The organism is Bradyrhizobium sp. YR681 (assembly GCF_000282615.1).
Taxonomy (GTDB): Bacteria; Pseudomonadota; Alphaproteobacteria; order Rhizobiales; family Xanthobacteraceae; genus Bradyrhizobium.
This window is the reverse complement of record NZ_AKIY01000223.1, coordinates 1-17975: the sequence shown is the minus strand read 5'-3', so window position 1 is coordinate 17975 and position 17975 is coordinate 1. Positions and strand designations below refer to the sequence as shown.

17 protein-coding genes are annotated in these 17975 nt (G+C 64.6%); 8 read left to right on the top strand and 9 right to left on the bottom strand.

What is annotated here, in order from left to right; genetic code table 11:
• The 5 genes from PMI42_RS23670 to PMI42_RS23650 form a co-directional block, all read left to right on the top strand.
• The coding region (locus PMI42_RS23670) for a tetratricopeptide repeat protein (protein WP_008138745.1) at window positions 1–634 on the top strand (634 nt) is incomplete at its 5' end.
• A 161-nt stretch (window positions 635–795) separates the two neighbouring features.
• The gene (locus PMI42_RS23665) at window positions 796–2181 is read left to right on the top strand and encodes a tetratricopeptide repeat protein (protein ID WP_008138742.1); all 1386 of its coding nucleotides are present in this window, start codon (window positions 796–798) and stop codon (window positions 2179–2181) included.
• A 248-nt stretch (window positions 2182–2429) separates the two neighbouring features.
• The gene (locus PMI42_RS23660) at window positions 2430–4340 is read left to right on the top strand and encodes a propionyl-CoA synthetase (protein ID WP_008138740.1); all 1911 of its coding nucleotides are present in this window, start codon (window positions 2430–2432) and stop codon (window positions 4338–4340) included.
• 206 nt (window positions 4341–4546) lie between these two features.
• A complete protein-coding gene (locus PMI42_RS23655; RefSeq protein WP_008138738.1) occupies window positions 4547–4816 on the top strand; it encodes a hypothetical protein in 270 nt (89 codons plus the stop codon).
• 183 nt (window positions 4817–4999) lie between these two features.
• Window positions 5000–5746, top strand: coding sequence for an OmpW/AlkL family protein (locus PMI42_RS23650; RefSeq protein WP_008138737.1), 747 nt, complete (start codon window positions 5000–5002; stop codon window positions 5744–5746).
• Between the two features lie 66 nt (window positions 5747–5812).
• Here the strand turns inward: PMI42_RS23650 and PMI42_RS23645 are convergent, their stop codons facing one another.
• Window positions 5813–6508 carry a DUF1013 domain-containing protein gene (locus PMI42_RS23645; protein WP_008138736.1) on the bottom strand — a complete coding sequence of 232 codons (696 nt, stop codon included), beginning with the start codon at window positions 6506–6508 and terminating at the stop codon, window positions 5813–5815.
• Between the two features lie 264 nt (window positions 6509–6772).
• Between PMI42_RS23645 and ispH the strand changes: the two genes are divergently transcribed.
• From ispH to rnhA, 3 genes are read left to right on the top strand one after another with little or no spacing between them, the layout of a single operon-like run.
• The gene (gene ispH / locus PMI42_RS23640) at window positions 6773–7741 is read left to right on the top strand and encodes a 4-hydroxy-3-methylbut-2-enyl diphosphate reductase (RefSeq protein WP_008138734.1); all 969 of its coding nucleotides are present in this window, start codon (window positions 6773–6775) and stop codon (window positions 7739–7741) included.
• A gap of 6 nt (window positions 7742–7747) precedes the next feature.
• Window positions 7748–8731, top strand: coding sequence for a homoserine kinase (locus PMI42_RS23635; RefSeq protein WP_008138732.1), 984 nt, complete (start codon window positions 7748–7750; stop codon window positions 8729–8731).
• Window positions 8728–9192 (top strand): ribonuclease HI, encoded by a 465-nt coding sequence (rnhA, locus tag PMI42_RS23630; protein WP_008138730.1) that lies wholly within the window; start codon window positions 8728–8730, stop codon window positions 9190–9192. Before PMI42_RS23635 ends, rnhA begins: the two co-directional genes overlap by 4 nt.
• 157 nt (window positions 9193–9349) lie before the next feature.
• Here rnhA and PMI42_RS23625 read toward each other — a convergent pair whose 3' ends face one another.
• The 8 genes from PMI42_RS23625 to PMI42_RS23590 all read right to left on the bottom strand — a co-directional run bounded on the left by PMI42_RS23625 (window position 9350) and on the right by PMI42_RS23590 (window position 17623).
• On the bottom strand, window positions 9350–9835 hold the full coding sequence (locus tag PMI42_RS23625) for a peroxiredoxin (protein ID WP_007597501.1): 486 nt from the start codon (window positions 9833–9835) through the stop codon (window positions 9350–9352).
• A gap of 108 nt (window positions 9836–9943) precedes the next feature.
• Window positions 9944–10498: a DUF924 family protein gene (locus PMI42_RS23620; protein WP_008138722.1), complete on the bottom strand. Its 555-nt coding sequence runs from the start codon at window positions 10496–10498 to the stop codon at window positions 9944–9946.
• Window positions 10499–10516: 18 nt separating this feature from the next.
• Entirely contained in the window at window positions 10517–12202 is a 1686-nt protein-coding gene (locus PMI42_RS23615; RefSeq protein WP_008138720.1) for a long-chain fatty acid--CoA ligase, read from the bottom strand.
• A gap of 192 nt (window positions 12203–12394) precedes the next feature.
• Complete coding sequence (locus PMI42_RS23610) at window positions 12395–13846, bottom strand: D-alanyl-D-alanine carboxypeptidase family protein (protein WP_008138717.1); 1452 nt, start codon at window positions 13844–13846, stop codon at window positions 12395–12397.
• Window positions 13847–14033: 187 nt separating this feature from the next.
• Window positions 14034–15830, bottom strand: coding sequence for a glucan ABC transporter ATP-binding protein/ permease (locus PMI42_RS23605; RefSeq protein WP_008138715.1), 1797 nt, complete (start codon window positions 15828–15830; stop codon window positions 14034–14036).
• Between the two features lie 73 nt (window positions 15831–15903).
• Window positions 15904–16215 (bottom strand): HigA family addiction module antitoxin, encoded by a 312-nt coding sequence (locus tag PMI42_RS23600; RefSeq protein WP_008138713.1) that lies wholly within the window; start codon window positions 16213–16215, stop codon window positions 15904–15906.
• A 16-nt stretch (window positions 16216–16231) separates the two neighbouring features.
• Window positions 16232–16507, bottom strand: a complete 276-nt coding sequence (locus tag PMI42_RS23595; protein ID WP_035966437.1) for a type II toxin-antitoxin system RelE/ParE family toxin — start codon at window positions 16505–16507, stop codon at window positions 16232–16234.
• Window positions 16508–16573: 66 nt separating this feature from the next.
• A complete protein-coding gene (locus tag PMI42_RS23590) occupies window positions 16574–17623 on the bottom strand; it encodes an ABC transporter substrate-binding protein (protein WP_008138709.1) in 1050 nt (349 codons plus the stop codon).
• Window positions 17624–17975 lie beyond the last annotated feature (352 nt).

Here is a 17975-nt window from a genome sequence, read left to right as displayed (position 1 = left end):
GGCGGCCGCCGCCGACGACATGGACAGGGCGAGCCCGGCCTGCGCCGCCGTGATCGACAATGAGAAGACGGCGAAGGCCGACCTGATCAAGGCGCTGGTCGCGCGTGGCGCGCTCTATGCGCGGCATGACCAGGTCGACCGCGCGATCGCCGACGACAGCCGGGCTCTCCTGCTCGATCCGACCCTCGCCGACCTCTTCAACGCCCGCGGCGAGCTGTGGCTGAAGAAGGGCGACAAGCCGAAGGCGGTGCAGGATTTCGGTGCCGCGCTGAAGATCGATCCGAACCACGAGAAGGCCAAGGCCAATCACAAGGCGATGGCGCGCGAGCTGGAACGGATCGGCGCGCAAATGGCGGTCGCCGGCAAGCCCAGCTTCAATTGCAAAGGCGCGGCGCGTGCCGTGGAGAAGGCGATCTGCGGCAATCGCGAGCTCGCCGATCTCGACCGGGAGGTTTTTGCGGCCAATGCGCGCGTGATCCGGGAAGCCCGCAATCCCGCGGAAGCCAGGAATCTTCAGCGCGAGCAGGATGAGTTCATTGCGCGCCGGAATGCCGGGTTTGGTCATACCGGCTACGATCTGAAGAAGGCCATGCAGGAGCGGCTGCAACGGCTGAACGGCGTGGACGGCTATTGACGCGGTCTTCGCCTCCCCTGCCCCCGCCTTCGCTAAGGCTTCGGCGGACAGGCTGGGGGCGAGGGAATGATGCGCTGGTGCGTCCCCAACCAGCCTCGATTTGAACCCATCCGTTCCCCGCCGCGACAATGGTGAAAACCTGATGTCACGGAGCCTTCCTGATGTGCGGCACGCATCCTTCCGCGCAAATGTTCCCGTTTGCGAAAATCCCATTTCGCGCCGTCCTGCTCAGCGCTGCGATGAGCCTGATCATCGCCGCTCCAGCCTCGGCCGCCGTCGATTGCGTATCCGGGAGCAAGGCCGCTCCCGCCGAGCTGATCACGGCATGCAGCGCCATTGTCGACCAGACCGCGAATCCATCTTCCGACCGCGCCGCGGCTCTGCTGGTCCGTGCCGATGCCAGTGCGCGGATTTCGGGTGGCCTGACCCAGGCGCTGCGGGATATCGACCGCGCCATCACGCTCGACGGCAAGAACGCAAAAGCCTGGCGCCTGCGCGGCGATTTGCTGCGCGAGGCTGGCGGCGATCTCGGCCGCGCGGCGGCCGATCTCAGCAAGGCGATCGAGCTCGATGCTGAGGATGCGGAGGCCTATGAGCTGCGCGGCGTCGTCTACACCAACCAGCGCCGGCTCGAGCGCGCACTGGCCGATTACGACCGGGCGATCAAGCTGAAACCGGACTATGCGCAGGCCTGGTCCGATCGCGGCGCGACCTATTATCTCGGCGGCGACAACGAGAAGGCGATCCGCGATCTCAGCGAGGCGCTGCGGCTCGATCCGAACCGGGCGCGCAGCTACACCAACCGCGGCGCCGCCTACAAGAAGCTCGGCCAGCTCGACAAGTCGGTCGCCGACGACGGCGAGGCGATCAGGCTCGATCCGAAAGTGCCGGAATATTACGACAATCGCGGCCTGTCGCTGGCGGCAATGGGCAAGTACGACGAGGCGATCGCCGATTACGACCAGGCCTTGCGGCTGGCGCCGAAGCCGAACTTCTTCACCAACCGCGGCGATTCCTATCAGCTCAAGGGCGAGCTTGGTGCGGCGCTGGGTGATTACGAATCCGCGCTGAAGCTCGATCCGAATTTCGCGCAGACCTACAACAATCGCGCCGTGCTCTACAAGAAGATGGGCGAGCGCAGGAAGGCGCTGGCCGACTATGAGACCGCGCTGAAGCTCGATCCCGGCAACGACAACGCCGCCGCCGGCCGTCGCACCATGATCGCGGAGATCGCGAAATTCGGCGCCGAGCCGCCGCGGCCGCTGGCGGCGAATTCCGGCAACGGTCCGTCGTTCGATTGCGCGACGGCGAAGCGCGAGGTCGAGAAGGTGATCTGCGCCGATCCGCAGCTCGGCGTGCTCGATCGCCAGATCGCGGAGACTTACGAGCGTATGCTGAAATCGGCCGGCAAGCGATCGGCTGGCGACCTCCGCAAGACCCAGCGCGATTTCCTCGCGACGCGCGATGCCAGCTTCCGCCGTCCGGGCTACGATCTGAAGAAGATCATGCAGGAGCGATTGCAGAAGCTGAACGCGATGGAGAGCTGAGGCGCCGCCGAAGCCAAAACCTGCGGCTGGCTCGGTTACCTCTGCCGCTTGCGGGAGAGGGAGCCTACCGCCGATGCCGCAGCAGCAGCGTCCTCCTCCAAAAGGCCCACCCTTTTCAGCTTGAACCGCGGCCCGTTCCCGGGAAAATAGCCCCCAAACAAGGCCGGTCCTTGATCCCTGTCATGGCGGGACGCATCTCCTGTCGGTCAGGTCAAGGCCAGGTGAATAAAGGGAACGGGAGCGCCGGAATGAATATCCAGGGGAAGAGTCTCTATCACGAGATCCATGCGCGCTCGCTGGCCGATCCTCAGGGCTTCTGGGCCGAGGCGGCCACGGAGATCGACTGGATCGAGCCGCCAAAGACGATCTTCGACGCCTCGCAGGGTGTTTACGGGCGCTGGTTCACGGGCGGCGTCGTCAACACCTGCTACAACGCGCTCGACCGCCACGTCGAACGCGGCCGCGCCGACCAGGTCGCGCTGATCCACGACTCGCCGCTGACCAACAGCGTCACCAAATTCACCTATGCCGCGCTCCTCGCCGAGGTGCAGGCGCTGGCCGCCATCATGCGGGATTTCGGCGTCGCCAAGGGTGACCGCGTCATCCTCTACATGCCGATGGTGCCGGAGGCGGTGGTTGCGATGCTCGCCTGCGCGCGCATCGGCGCCGTGCATTCCGTCGTGTTCGGCGGCTTTGCCGCGAAGGAGCTTGCCACCCGCATCGACGATGCGCAGCCGAAGCTGATCCTGTCGGCGAGCTGCGGCATCGAGCCCGGCCGCATCGTGCAGTACAAGCCGCTGCTCGACGAGGCGATCAGGCTTGCCGGCAGCAAGCCGAAGGCCTGCATCGTGCTGCAACGACCGCAGCTCATCTGTAACCTCACGCCGGGCCGCGATTACGATTGGGCCAGCCTGCGCCGCAAGGCGATGAACGACGGCAAGAAGGCGCCTTGCGTGCCGGTCGCCGCCACCGACCCGCTCTACATCCTCTATACGTCGGGCACCACGGGCATCCCCAAGGGCGTCGTGCGCGACAATGGCGGCCATCTGGTCGCGCTGAAATGGTCGATGTTCAACCTCTATGGGATCAAGCCGGGCGAGGTCTGGTGGTGCGGCTCCGACATCGGCTGGGTGGTCGGCCACAGCTACATCATCTATGGCCCGCTGCTGCAGGGCGCGACCTCAATCATGTATGAGGGCAAGCCGGTCGGTACGCCCGATGCCGGCGCGTTCTGGCGCGTCATCAGCGAGCACAAGGCGGTGGCACTGTTCACCGCGCCGACCGCGTTCCGCGCGATCCGGAAAGAGGATCCGGACGGCAAATTCATCCGGCAATACGACCTGTCGAAATTCCGCACGCTGTTCCTGGCCGGCGAGCGCGCCGATCCGCCGACGGTGGAATGGGCGGAGCAGCAGTTGAAGGTGCCTGTCATCGACCATTGGTGGCAGACCGAGACCGGCTGGTGCATCGCCGGCAATCCGGTCGGCCTCGGCATGCTGCCGGTGAAGCACGGCTCGCCGACGGTGCCGATGCCGGGCTATCAGGTCGACGTGGTGGACGAGGCGGCAAAGCCGGTCGGTCCCAACACCATGGGATCGATCGTGATAAAACTGCCGATGCCCCCGGGCTGCCTGCCGACGCTGTGGAATCAGGACGAACGATTCAAGGAGGCCTATCTCACCGAATTCCCCGGCTATTACAAAACCTCGGACGCCGGCTACAAGGACGAGGACGGCTACGTCTTCGTCATGGGCCGCACCGACGACATCATCAATGTCGCCGGCCACAGGCTCTCCACCGGTGGCATGGAGGAGATCCTGGCTTCGCATCCTGATGTCGCCGAATGCGCCGTACTCGGCGTCAAGGATGCGATCAAGGGCGAGGTGCCCTGCGGCTTCCTGGTGCTCAAGGCTGGCGTGAAGCGGCCGCCCGCCGAGATCGAGAAGGAGATCATCGCGCTGGTGCGCGACAAGCTCGGCCCCGTCGCCGCCTTCAAGCTCGCCATCACCGTCGGCCGCCTGCCCAAGACGCGCTCCGGCAAGATCTTGCGCGGCACCATCAAGAAGATCGCGGATGGCGAATCCTGGGCCATGCCGGCAACGATCGAGGATCCCAAGGTGCTGGACGAGATCGGGGAGGCTTTGAAGGGGCGGGTGTGAGGCCGCTTCACCAACTCCGGTGTCATCGCCCGGCTTTGACCGGGCGATCCAGTACGCCGCGGCGGACATCGAGTGAACCGGCGACCCCCGCGGAGTACTGGATTCCCCACTTTCGCGGGGAATGACAGTGAGCGCGGGAACGGCCCCCAGGGACTTACAATCTCCTCATTCCGCGTTAAACAGGGCCGGCCAGAAGGGGACCTCGTATGCCACTCGCCACCGTGCCGCGCCTGCTTGCAGCTGTAGCCCTCGCCATCGCTCTCTCCGCCTGCTCCGCGCGCTACCAGACGCCGGTGGCGATGGGCGGTGACGATGACGACGCCGTGTGTCAGAGCCGCGGCTATGCGTCTGGCTCTCCCGAATACGTGGCCTGCCGCAAGGACCGCGACGTCCAGCGCAATGCCGCCACCGCGCGCGCCGACCGTCGCCAGCGCGATCTCGGCGAGTACATGCTGAACCATCCAGACCGGCCGTGATATCGGGCGCGGTATTATCCTGCGTCGTTCGCTCGCGTCGGTCGTGACACATCTGCAACGCCGCGACACAAACCGGGCCGTGTTTCGCTTGATTTGATCGACGTCAAATCCTTCACCATCCCCTTTCTGCTCTGACGCTGATGTCGCGCAACGATGCGCGAGAGATGGCTGAAGGGGATTGAAATGCAGAGAACGACAAGAAACCTGGCGCGGCTTGCAACGGTCGGCGCGCTGCTCGCGGGGGCATTTGCCCCGGCGCTGGCCGCGGACCTGCCGGTCTACAAGAAGGCGCCGCCGCCGGTCGAGGCGTTCAATCCCTGGATGGTGCGCCTGCGCGTGCTCGGCGTGTTGCCCGATGCCGGCGGCTCCACCGTCAATGTCGCGGGCGTGCCCTCGCTGTCATCGCCGAATTCCGGCCTGTCGATCAGCGATCAGGTCGTGCCCGAGCTCGACATCAGCTACTTCTTCACGAAGAACATCGCGGCCGAATTGATCCTCGGCGTGACCAGGCATTCGATCAGCGGCACCGGTTCGCTCGCGAATTTGCCGATCGGCAAGACCACGCTGCTGCCGCCGACGCTGACGCTACAATATCACTTCGACAATTTCGGCGCGTTCAAGCCCTATGTCGGCGCCGGCGTGAACTACACGGTCTTCTTCAACAATTCGGCTGCGAATTCGCCGGCTGCCATTGTCGGCCCGCCCGCGATCGTCGCTACCACCACCAGCCTGCATGTCAGCAACGCCTGGGGCGGCGCCGTGCAGTTCGGCTTCGACTACATGCTCGACCGGCACTGGGGTCTCAACGTCGACGTCAAGAAGCTCTGGCTGCGGCCGGATTACAGCGCGACCGTCTCGGGCCTGCCGGTCACCGGCACCGCCCATATCGATCCGTGGCTGGTCGGCGGCGGCGTGACGTACAAGTTCTGACACAAACAAAAACGCGGCGGGTTGGCCCGCCGCGTTTGCATGCGATGACGAATGAAGAGCGGAGCCTTACTCCTCGTCTTCGTCCTGCTTCTTGCCGCCGAGCGTCTTGAGCTTGGCGAACACGGCGTCGACGTTGAGGTCGTCGCTGGAGCGCTCGGCCGGTTCGTACTCGTCCTTCTTGGTGGTCTCGGAGGCCGGCAGCAGGGTGGCGCCGCCATAGGCTGCGTCGATCGGCTTTTCTTTGGCCGCGCGCGCCACTTCGAAATCGAGCTCGATCTGCGAGCAGAGACCGAGGGTGACAGGATCGATCGGGGTCAGCTGCGAGGTGTTCCAGTGCGTGCGGTCGCGGACGCTGGCGATCGTGCTCTTGGTGGTGCCGACCAGGCGCATGACCTGGGCGTCCTTGAGCTCGGGATGGCTGCGCAGCAGCCAGAGGATGGCACTCGGACGCTCGTGGCGGCGCGAGACCGGGGTATAGCGCGGGCCCTTGCGCTTGGGCTGCGGCGGCAGCACCACCTTGCTCTCCTGGAGGCGGAGGCGATAGTCCGGGTTCTTCTCGCCCTTCTCGATCTCCTCGCGGGTCAGCTGGCCGTTGGAGAGGGGATCCATGCCCTTGATGCCCTGGGCGGCGTCGCCATCGGCGATCGCACGCACCTCGAGGGGATGCATCTTGGTGAAATCGGCGACCTGGTCGAAGGTCAGCGCGGTGTTGTCGAGCAGCCAGACGGCGGTCGCCTTGGGCATCAGAGGTGCGTTGCTCATGGCAAATCTCCTTTGTGCTTCGCCCACCCCTCAGGAGGCGAAACCGGTAGTCATCAGCGATGACAGGGAATTGGCGCTATATAAGCCCGGAGGGGGTAGCCACGCAATGGTTCTGCTATAGATAGTGCCTTGACAGCGCCCGAAAGGGGGCCCAATTCCCTTTGAAGTGCCTGTAAAGTCCAAGCAGACCGTTTTAAGCCCTTTCCATCCATCGACCGCCCCCGCCAGAAGGCGAAACGGGTGATTCGGTCCCGAGATCGCTCAATGTCAGCCAAACCAGACCTCAAGATCGTGCTTTGTTCTCCCCGCGGCTTCTGTGCCGGGGTGGTCCGGGCGATCGACACCGTGGAACGGGCGCTCGATAAGTATGGCGCCCCCGTCTATGTTCGCCACGAGATTGTGCACAACAAATACGTCGTCGACGGGTTGAAGAAGAAGGGCGCGATCTTCGTCGAGGAGCTCGCGGAAATCCCGGAAAACACCACCGCGCCGGTGGTGTTCTCGGCCCATGGCGTGCCGAAATCGGTTCCGGCCGACGCGACGTCCCGCAATCTGTTCTCGCTGGATGCGACCTGCCCGCTGGTGACCAAGGTGCACCGCGAGGCCGCCATTCACTTCAAGCGCGGCCGCGAGATCTTTCTGATCGGCCACTCCCATCACCCCGAGGTGGTCGGCACGCTCGGTCAGCTTCCGGTTGGCGCCGTGACCCTGATCGAGACCGCCGAGGACGCCAAGACCATCACCCCGAAGGACCCGAACAACCTCGCCTTCGTGACCCAGACCACGCTGTCGATCGACGACACCGCGGAGATCGTGGCGCTGCTCAAGGAGCGCTTCCCGAACATCAACGGGCCGCACAAGGAAGACATCTGCTACGCCACCACCAACCGCCAGCTCGCGGTGAAGAAGGTGGCGCCGGTGGTGGACGCGCTCATCGTTGTCGGTGCGCCCAATTCGTCGAACTCGCAGCGCCTGCGTGAAGTCGCCGAGCGCGAAGGCTGCAAGATCGCGGTGCTGGCGCAGCGCGCCGCCGACCTCGACTGGAAGCGTTTCGAAAACATCACCAGCCTCGGCATCACCGCGGGCGCCTCTGCGCCGGAAGTGATCGTCGAGGAGATCATGGACGCCTTCGCCGAACGCTTCACGCTGCATGTGGAAACGGTCTCGGCCGCGGAAGAGAACGAGTTCTTCCCGCTGCCGCGCCAGGTGCGCCCCGAAGCCGCCGCCGAGTAGACTTGTATGGCGGTCTACACCGACGTTGCCGCCGACGAGCTTGCGGATTTCCTGAGGCAATACGATCTCGGCGAATTGCTCTCCTACAAGGGCATCGCCGAGGGCGTCGAAAACACCAACTTCCTGCTGCATACCAGCCAAGGATCGTTCATCCTCACGCTCTATGAGAAGCGCGTGGCGAAGAACGATCTGCCGTTCTTCCTCGCATTGATGACGCATCTGGCCGAGCACGGCGTCAATTGCCCGCTGCCGGTGAAGGCCCGGGACGGTGAGGCGCTGCGCGAGCTGTCGGGACGTCCCGCCGCGATCATCACATTTCTCGAAGGCGTCTGGCCGCGCAAGCCGAACGTGGCCCATTGCGCCGGCGTCGGCGAGGGGCTGGCCAGGATGCATCTGGCGGGCGCCAATTTTGCGATCAAGCGTGCCAACGCGCTCTCGGTTGCGGGCTGGCGGCCGCTGTTCGATGCGGCCGCAAACCGCGCCGACGAGGTGCAGCCGGGCCTGCGTGCGTTTCTCGCGGCCGAGCTCGACTATCTCTCCGGCGGCGTCTGGCCGACCAGCCTGCCCGAAGGCGTGATCCACGCCGACCTCTTCAACGACAATGTCTTTTTCCTCGGCGACAAGCTCTCCGGCATCATCGACTTCACCTTCGCCTGCGACGACATGCTGGCCTATGACGTCGCGATCTGCCTCAACGCCTGGTGCTTCGAGCCGGATCATTCCTTCAACGTCACCAAGGCGCGTGCCTTCCTCAATACCTATGGCCGCGTGCGCAAGCTCTCCGAAGCCGAGGAGGCCGCGCTGCCGCTGCTGGCGCGCGGCGCCGCGATCCGCTTCCTGCTGACGCGGCTGGTCGACTGGCTCAACGTGCCCGAGGGCGCGCTGGTCAAGCCGAAGGATCCCCTGGAATATGTCCGCAAGCTGCGCTTCCACCAGAGCGTGACGAGCGTGCGCGACTACGGGCTGATGCCGTCAGGATTGGTCGCGTGAGCGAGCTTCCCAACGTCACGATCTATACCGACGGCGCCTGCTCGGGGAATCCGGGGCCCGGCGGCTGGGGCGCGATCCTGAAGTTCGGTGACAAGGAAAAAGAGCTGAACGGTGGCGAGCGCCACACCACCAACAACCAGATGGAATTGATGGCGGCGATCTCCGCGCTCGAAGCGCTGAAGAAGCCGTGCACGGTCGATCTCTATACCGACAGCCAGTATGTCCGGCAGGGCATCACCGGCTGGATCCACGGCTGGAAGCGCAACGGCTGGCGCACCGCCGACAAGAAGCCGGTGAAGAATGTCGAGCTGTGGCAGCGGCTGGATGCGGCGCTGAAGGCGCATGAGGTCCGCTGGCACTGGGTCAAGGGCCACGCCGGCCATCCGGAAAACGAGCGCGCCGATCAGCTGGCGCGGGATGGGATCGTCAAGGCGAGGACGCAGCAGCGGGTGGCGGAGTAGGCGACGCGCTGTCGGCGTCGCCCGGTTTCGCAGGGTGGGCAAAGCGAAGCGTGCCCACGGTTTCTTCTCAATCAAGTAAAGATGGTGGGCACGGCGCTGACGCGCCTTTTGCCCACCCTACGGTACTTCCCGCTTGGAAGGAGCCGGCGCCTAAAGCTTACAGCTGTCCGAGCAGCGTATCGCCGCCGGAGACTTCGACCTTGCCGGGCATCGCTTCGAGGTTCAGCTTCTTGACCACGCCGTCCTCGACCAGCATCGAATAGCGCTTGGAGCGGATGCCGAGGCCGTTGCCGGAGGCGTCGAGCTCCATGCCGATAGCCTTGGCGAAGTCGGCGTTGCCGTCGGCGAGGAAGATCGCCTCGTCGCGCTGGTCGGTGTCGCGCTTCCAGGCGTTCATGACGAAGGCGTCGTTGACGGAGACGATCGCGATGGTGTCGACGCCCTTGTCCTTCATGGCGTAGGCGTTGAGGAAGATGCTCGGCAGATGCATCTTGTGGCAGGTGCCGGTGTAGGCGCCGGGCACCGCGAACAGCGCCACTTTCTTGCCCTTGAAGATATCGTCGGTGGTCTTCACCTGCGGGCCTTCCGCCGTCATCACGCGGAATTTTGCCTCGGGCAGCTTGTCGCCAGTCTGGATCGCCATCGTCAGTCTCCCTGAAAATCGGTAGGGCTTTTTAGACCGTGCGGCGGCACTGCACAATATTGCCGGCGGGGAAAGCGGCGAGGGCGGTCACCCCTCACCGTGATGTCATCAGCCCGAAAAGCCGCCATTGTCGAGGAAAGCCTGCTCGTCCGCAGTGCTGTCGCGGCCGAGCAGGCGGTTGCGGTGAGGAAAGCGGCCGAACCGCTCGATGATGCCGGCATGCTCCCGGGCGTATTTCAGGTTTTCCGTATTGTCGGTGCTCTGAAACAGGGCAACGCAATGCAACTGGTCGGGCAGGTGCTCGGAATGCATGAAGGGCATGTAGAGGAATTCGAGCAGGATCGGGTCGATCCTCTTGTCGACACCCCGCGCGATGGCGCGGCGGGCGACGTCGCGCGCCAGCGCGTCGCTGGCAAAGGCTTCGCGTGTGCCGCGAAACATGTTGCGGGGAAACTGGTCGAGCACGATGACGAGCGCGAGCGCCCCGTCGTCGCTGGCCTCCCATGAGGCCAGCTCGCCGGCAACGGCCTTCTCCCAGAGCGGAAGAAAGCGGCGGCGGACCTCACTGTCGAACCCGTCGTCGCGCTTGTACCAGCGTTCGCGGCCGGCCTCGCGCCAGAAGGCGAGAATGCCTGATGGCGTGATGTCGCCGATGTCAGTCATGAACCGCAGAGGCGACCTTTACGCCGCCTGCGCCTTCTTCTCGTCGCGCAGCTCGCGGCGCAGGATCTTGCCGACATTGGTCTTGGGCAGATCTGTGCGGAATTCGATCTGCTTGGGCACCTTGTAGCCGGTGAGTTGCTCGCGGCAGAACTTGATGACGTCCTCCGCCGTGACATTCGGGTCCTTCTTCACCACGAACGCCTTCACCGCCTCGCCGGACCCGCTGTCGGGAACGCCGATCACGGCGCATTCGAGCACGCCTGGATGGCTCGCGATCACTTCCTCGATCTCGTTCGGATAGACGTTGAAGCCCGAGACCAGGATCATGTCCTTCTTGCGGTCGACGATCTTGGTGTAGCCCTTCTCGTCCATCACGCCGATATCGCCGGTGCGGAAATAACCGTCCGCGGTCATCACCTTGGCGGTCTCTTCCGGCCTGTTCCAGTAGCCCGACATCACCTGCGGACCCTTGGCGCAGATCTCGCCGGGCTGGCCGGGCGGGACTTCGTTGCCGTCGTCGTCGCGGATCGAGATGTAAGTCGAGGGCACGGGAATGCCGATCGAGCCGGAGAAATCGTTCGTGGTCGCGGGATTGCAGGTCAGGGTCGGGGAGGTCTCCGACAGCCCGTAGCCTTCGGCGATGAAGCAGCCGGTCACGGCCTTCCACTGCTCGGCCACGGGGCGCTGCACGGCCATGCCGCCGCCGTTCGAGATCTTGAGCTTGGAGAAGTCGAGCTTCTTGAAATCAGGATGGTGCATCAGCCCGTTGTAGAGCGTGTTGACGGCCGGGAAGCTGTTGACCTGATACTTCGCCAGCTCCTTGACGAAACCGGCAATGTCGCGCGGATTGGGGATCAGGAGATTGCAGCCGCCGGCGCGCACCGCGAGCAGGTAGCAGGCCGTCAGTGCGAAGATGTGATAGAGCGGGAGCGCGCAGACGATCATCAGCTGCTCGACATGCGGAGGCGTCGCGAGCGCCGGCTGGAGCCACGCATCGTTCTGCAGGACGTTGGCGACGATGTTGCGGTGGAGCAGGGTGGCGCCCTTGGAGACGCCGGTGGTGCCGCCGGTATATTGCAGGAAGGCGACGTCGCCCGGCGACAGTTTTGGCTTGTTGAATGCCAGGGAGCGACCGGCCGAGATCGCATCGTTGAAGGACACCGCGCCCGGCAGCGTCCAGGCCGGCACCATCTTCTTGACGCGGCGGACGACGAGATTGACGATCACGCCCTTGAAGCCGAGCAAATCGCCCATGCTGCCGACGATGACATGCTTCACCGGCGTCTTGGCAATCACCTGCTCGACGGTGTGGGCAAAATTCTCCAGCACGATGATGGCTTCCGCGCCGGAATCCTTGAGCTGATGCTCAAGCTCGCGCGGGGTGTAGAGCGGGTTGACGTTGACCACCGCGAAACCGGCGCGCAGCACGGCTGCGGTCGCAACCGGATATTGCAGCACGTTCGGCATCATGATTGCGACGCGCGCGCCGCGCTGGAGGCCGCGCCCTTGCAGGTAGGATGCGAGCGCCAGCGACATCTGGTCGAGGTCGCGATAGCTGATCGACTTGTCCATGCAGATGAACGCCTTGCGGTCGGCGAACTTGGTAAAGCTCTCCTCCAGCAGGTCGACCAGCGATGCGTATTGCGTCGGCTCGATATCAGCGGGCACGCCGGGCGGATATTGCTTGAGCCAGATGCGCTCCATGGAAAACTCCCCTCAGTTACCAGAGCCCGTTGTGTCTCGGGCTTGCCTCATTGCCGGCAGTATCGAGCCTGCCGGAACGGCTGGCAAGCGGTCGAGGCTTAGGACAAAGGTCAGGGAGTGGCTACTGGAATTGTCGCAAACCGCATTGCCGCAAGTGCGAAGTGCGGGCTGCGGTTTAATTCCGAGGGGCCGTTAACTGTTATTGGCCGGCTTGGCGGCTGGCTTGGTCGCGGCCTTGGGCTTGGCCGGCTTGGCCGGTTGATCGGCGCTTGCGGCAGGCTTCGCGGCTGCGTCCGGCTTGGCCGCGGCGTGCTTAGTTCCGGCCGGCTTGGCCGCGGCCGCTTTGGCACCAGGCTTCACATCGCTCTTGGCGTCCTGCTTCGCCGCTGCAGTCTTGGTGCCGGCGTCTTTCGGCTTGTCGGCCGCGTCCGGCTTCTTCGCCACGCGCGACTTCTTGCCACGCGCCTTTGGCGTGGCCTGCTGGTCGGCATCGGCTGCGACCGCGGCGATCAGGGCCGTGCCGGTGCGGGTCGGGCCGGTATAGACCAGCACCGGCTCGGCCGCCGCCGGCGCTGCCGCCATCAATTCGGAGGCCTTCATCAGGGGCGGCTGAAGGCCGGCCGTGAAGAAAGTGACCTGGGCTTCGCCGCCGGTGGCGGAGGCTGAGCCTGCGGTGCCGCCATTGGTCGCGATCAGCGCGTCGTCGTCGTCGCTGGCGGGCCGCTTGCGATGGCCGCCGCACATGTCCTCGCGCAGGTTCGGCGGCGAGGCATCGACCGGTACCAGCTTGTCGACGGTACCGAGCGAGGGGCGGAGCCAGGTGAGATTGTCCTGGCTGAAGCCGCGCTCGAGCAGCTGCGCCGCCTTCACCGCGCGCGCGGTGCCGGAGTTGGCGCCGAGCACCACCGCGATCAGCCGGCGGCCATTGCGCGTCGCCGATGCGACGAGATTGTAGCCGGAGGCGCAGATGAATCCGGTCTTGAAACCGTCGGCACCGGGGTAGCGGCCGATCAGCTTGTTGAAATTGCCGGTGACGCGCTTGCCGAAGCGGATCGCCGGGATGTGCACGAAGTATTCGTATTCCGGCAGGTCGCGCAGGAACGAGCGTGCGAGAATGCCGAGGTCGCGCGCGGAGGTGATCTGGCCGTCGGCGGGCAGGCCGTTCGGATTGACGTAGCTGGTCTGCGTCATGCCGAGCTTCTGCGCGGTGTCGTTCATCATCGCGGAGAAGCCGTCGATCGAACCGCCGACGCCCTCGGCGAGCACCACGGCCATGTCGTTCGCCGACTTGACCATCATCATCTTGAGCGCATTGTCGACGGTGAGCTGTGTTCCCGGACGGAACCCCATCTTCGACGGCGACTGCGAGGCGGCCGTCGGCGACACCGTGAGCAGCGTGTCGAGCGTGAGCCGGCCGTCCTTGACCGCCTTCAGTGTCACATAGGCGGTCATGATCTTGGTGACGGAGGCCGGATACCACGGGATGGTCGCGTTCTCCGCCTGCAACACCTTGCCGCTGTCGGCTTCGATCAGCAGCAGCGCTTCGGCACTCGCCGCGCGCGGCGCGAGCAAGGCGGCACATGCGAGGGTCGCAGCGAACAGGTTGAACAGGGATTTGCGAAGCAGCGGGCGAAAGGCGTGCACTATCCGATTCCGGTCCTTGGAGACCCGCCTGATACGGACGGCTCTCGTGATCTGAGTTTCGGGTTTTGAAATCCGGCGCCGCTTGCGGCGTCGCAAACCTATACCGCCTCGTGCGTCGAGAACAGGGGTTTCGGCCGGGTATTCCGCAAGGAAGTAGGCCGAATTTCGACGGTTCTATGGGGACTTGCTAAGGGGACTTGGCTGCTGTCGCGGCAGCCTCGGCCGCCGTCACGCTGGCCCGTGTCGTCTCCTGGACCATGAACTGGGCCTTGGCGAGCTCGGCGAAATGGCCGCCTTTGGCCACGAGTTCATCGAAAGTTCCGCTTTCGATCACGCGCCCGTTCTCGAACACTAGGATGCGCGTGGCATTCCGGATGGTGGAGAGGCGGTGAGCGATCACGAAGGTGGTGCGGCCCTTCATCACTTCATCGAGAGCAGCATTCACCTTGGCCTCGGTGACGGCGTCGAGCGCGGACGTCGCCTCGTCCAGGATCAGGATCGGCGGATCCTTGAGGAGCGCGCGGGCGATCGAGAGGCGCTGGCGCTCGCCGCCGGAGAGCATGCGGCCGCGCTCGCCGGCATTGGTCGCAAAGCCGCCGCTGCGTTCGATGAAGTCGAGTGCCTGCGCGCGCTCGGCGGCCTTGCGCATTTCCGCCTCGGTCGCATCCGGCTTGCCGACGCGCAAGTTCTCCTCGATCGAGCGGTTGAACAGCAGCGCTTCCTGGAACACCACGCCGATGTTTCGCCGCAGCGATGTCAGCGTCACGCCGCGCACATCCATGCCGTCGATCCTGATGAATCCGGATTGCGGGTCGAAAGCGCGATGCAGCAGCGCGATCGCGGTGGATTTGCCGGCGCCGGTCGGGCCGACCAGCGCGATGGTCTGGCCGGGCAGTGCGGTGAAGGAGAGGTCCTCGATCGCCGGCCGCTTGCCGTCATAGGAGAAGGTGACGTCGTTGAACTCGACGAGGCCGGAGAGCCGCCCCGCATCGATCGCATCGGATCGGTCGTGCACCGCGGGCACGGCGTCGAGCACGTTGAAGAATTCGCGCAGGCGCGGGGCTTCCATGAACACGTTGTTGATGAAGCTCACGACCTGTTCCAGCTTCTGGATCAGCATCGTCGCGAAGCTCACGAACATCACGATCTCGCCGACCGAGGTGAGACCCTGGTCGTGCAGGGCGATGCCGAGCGAGAAGATCGCGAGCACCGTAATGGTGGTGGAGGCGCGCGTGATCACGGTGACGAGCGCCCACCACGACAGCACCGGCATCTGCGCGGCCAGCAGTTCGTCGGCGACGGAGCGCAGCCCTTTGACCTCGGATTCGACGCGGACGAAGCTCTGCACCAGCGCGACATTGCCGAGCGCGTCGGAGGCGCGCGCGGAGAGCTCGCTATAGTGCTCCTCGACCTCCATCTGCATGCCGAAGGTCCTGCGCACGACGAAGGTCGTCAGCGCCGTGAAGACGACGCACAGCACGAACAGCAGGATCGCGAGCCGCCAGTTCAGATACAGCGACAGCGGCAGCAGAACGACCACCGAGAGGATCGCGGCAAAATGCTCGCGGAAGAAGCCGAGCCAGAGCCGCCACAGCGCGTCGGTGCCGTTGAGCATCACCTTCATCAGTCGGCCGGAATGGGTGCCGGAGTGGAAGGTCAGTGGCAGTTGCAGGATGTGCTCGAAATAGTCGGTCAGCACCGCCTGGCGCTGACGGTGGGAGAGCCGGTCGGCCTGCAGGGCCACGAGTGCGCTGCAGCCGATGGTGAACAGCCCGAACGCCACCCAGGCGATCAGGAACGGCCAGGCCGAGCTCGACCCGGCGACCGTCTTGCCCGAGAGCACGTCGACGATCCGGCCGAACAGCACGGGCTCGGCGAACTGCGAGGCCGCCAGCAGCAGATTGGCGAACGCCAGCAACCATCCCAGCCGCGCCTCCTTGCCGAGCAGCTCGAGAACGCGGGTATAGAGGCTGAAAATGGACATGAGATACGCTGGACCGCGGGGAGGTCGTCAGTCAACCGATTGAAGGGCTGCAAACCACACTGGTGTGGACGGCTCAGGCTACCTTCAGGGTGGGGATCTTGCTGACGTCCACCGTCTGTTCCGCGTGCCAGGTGTCATAAGCCGCCTGCATCCGGACCCAGATGCCGGCACCGCCTCCAAACAGCTTTCCGACCCGCACCGCCACCTCCGGGGACAGCGGCTTCTTCTCTTCCATGATGTCGTGAAGATGCTGCCGCGAAATGCCCAAGAGGCGCGCTATCTCGACCTTGGTCTTGCCAGAGACTGGTAGCATGTCTTCGCGGAGCACTGCACCGGGATGGACGGGGCAGCGACGGGGGTTTCTCTTGGCAGGATATTCGGCCATGGCGCTCTCGGCTCACCTAATGATATTGCTCGAAATCGACTCGATAGGCGTCACTATTCTCGAACTCGAAAGTGATGCACCACGGTCCATTCACATGGACCGTGTACCTGACTGGCTTCCCGTGCAGACGATGAAAGTCGAAGCCAAGCATGTTCATGTCCTCAGGAAGCGAGGCAGTATCGAGTTGATCCAGTCGTCGCAAGATTCTGGCGTGCATCTTCGAATCGATCTTCGTTGTCTTTCCCTTAGACCAAAGATCGCCAAGAGCCTTGTTCCGGAAGGACTCGATCAAGGTGCTACCAAAATCCGATATGTTGAAAGTGTAAGCTATTTGCTTACATAAGTCAAGATCGGCGCCTCAATTGATCAGCCGCCCCGCGACCGGCGGCAGGAACCGGTCATCGAAGATATCCCCCGCTATCGGCTTCTTGCGTAATTTGAAGTCCTGGGCGATCTGGTCGATCGAGCGCTCCAGGCGGGCAGGCTCGATGCCGCCGAGGCCGTTGCGCCTGACCTCGTCGGTCAGGACGTTGTCGACCAGCACGGTGCGCAGGCGCTCCAGCTCAAGGTCGCGGTCGCCGTCGTCGATGCGGCTGGCGGCCTCGTCCGCCGCCCGCGCCGGCTCCTTGACCGTCGCGTTGACGCCGGCGATCAGTGCGCGGACGAATCCTTTCACCGCATCAGGCTTAGCGGCGGCGAAGGCGGGGTTGACCACGACGGCAAAGCCATAGGCTTCGCAGCCATAGTCGGCGTAACGCAGCACGACGAGATCGCCGCCGGGCACGCCGCGGTCGCGCAGGTTCACCGCCGAGAGATAGCTGAAGCCGGCGACGGCATCGACCTGTCCGGCGGAGAGGATCGGTTCGCGCACCGCGGCACTCATCTTGTGGAATTTCACATGCGACAAGTCGATGTTGTTCTGCTGCGCCAGCGCCGGCCACAGCCGCATCGACAGATCGCTGTCGGCCACGCCGACGGTCTTGCCGTCGAGATCGGGCAGCAAATGGATGCCGCGGCTCCTGCGCGCGACGATCGCGTAGGGCGCCCGGTTGAACAGCACGAACACAGCCTTGATCGGTGCCGCATCGTTCTTGTCGCGAAAGCGGATGAGCTCGTTGATGTCGACGAGCGCAAGCTCGCTGTCGCCCTTGGCGACGCGCTTGAGCGCATCGGGCGATCCGGCCGCGCTGTTGAAGGACACATTGAGATGTTCGGCGCTGAAGCTGCCGTCTTTCGCGGCGAGGAAGAACGGTGCCATGCTCGCATCGATGGGGCGGTCGAAGGTGAAGTGGATCGCCGTGGACGGCGCGGCGGTCTCGGCCGCCGTGGCGTCGCGTGCGATCAGCGCGGCGAGCGAGATTGCAACGGCCAGCAGGCCACGAAGGGCGATCGTCTTGAATTCTGACATCAGTTGCGCCGGTCCCGCATTGTTGTGGTTTCGTGACGCTCGCAGCGCCGGCCGGCGATGAGCCTGCGCGCGCCAACATGAACGGGGGATGAGCGGGGGTTGCGTCACGATCACGCAACCCCGTTCAGCTTCTGTTGGGGTTGGGGAACCCAACATGGGCTGCGGGTGTTTGAAGGACATGAGCCTGTCGTCAGGCACCATTCGAGGTCCCAAGGAGGGTCCAGGACATGTTTGACAGATTTTCGAGCTTTACCGGCCGCAAGGTCGTGCTTGCCACGGCCGCGGTGCTGGCGCTGACCGCGGTCGCCCCGACCGCTTCCTACGCAGGCGGCCGCCACTGGCGCGGCGGGGG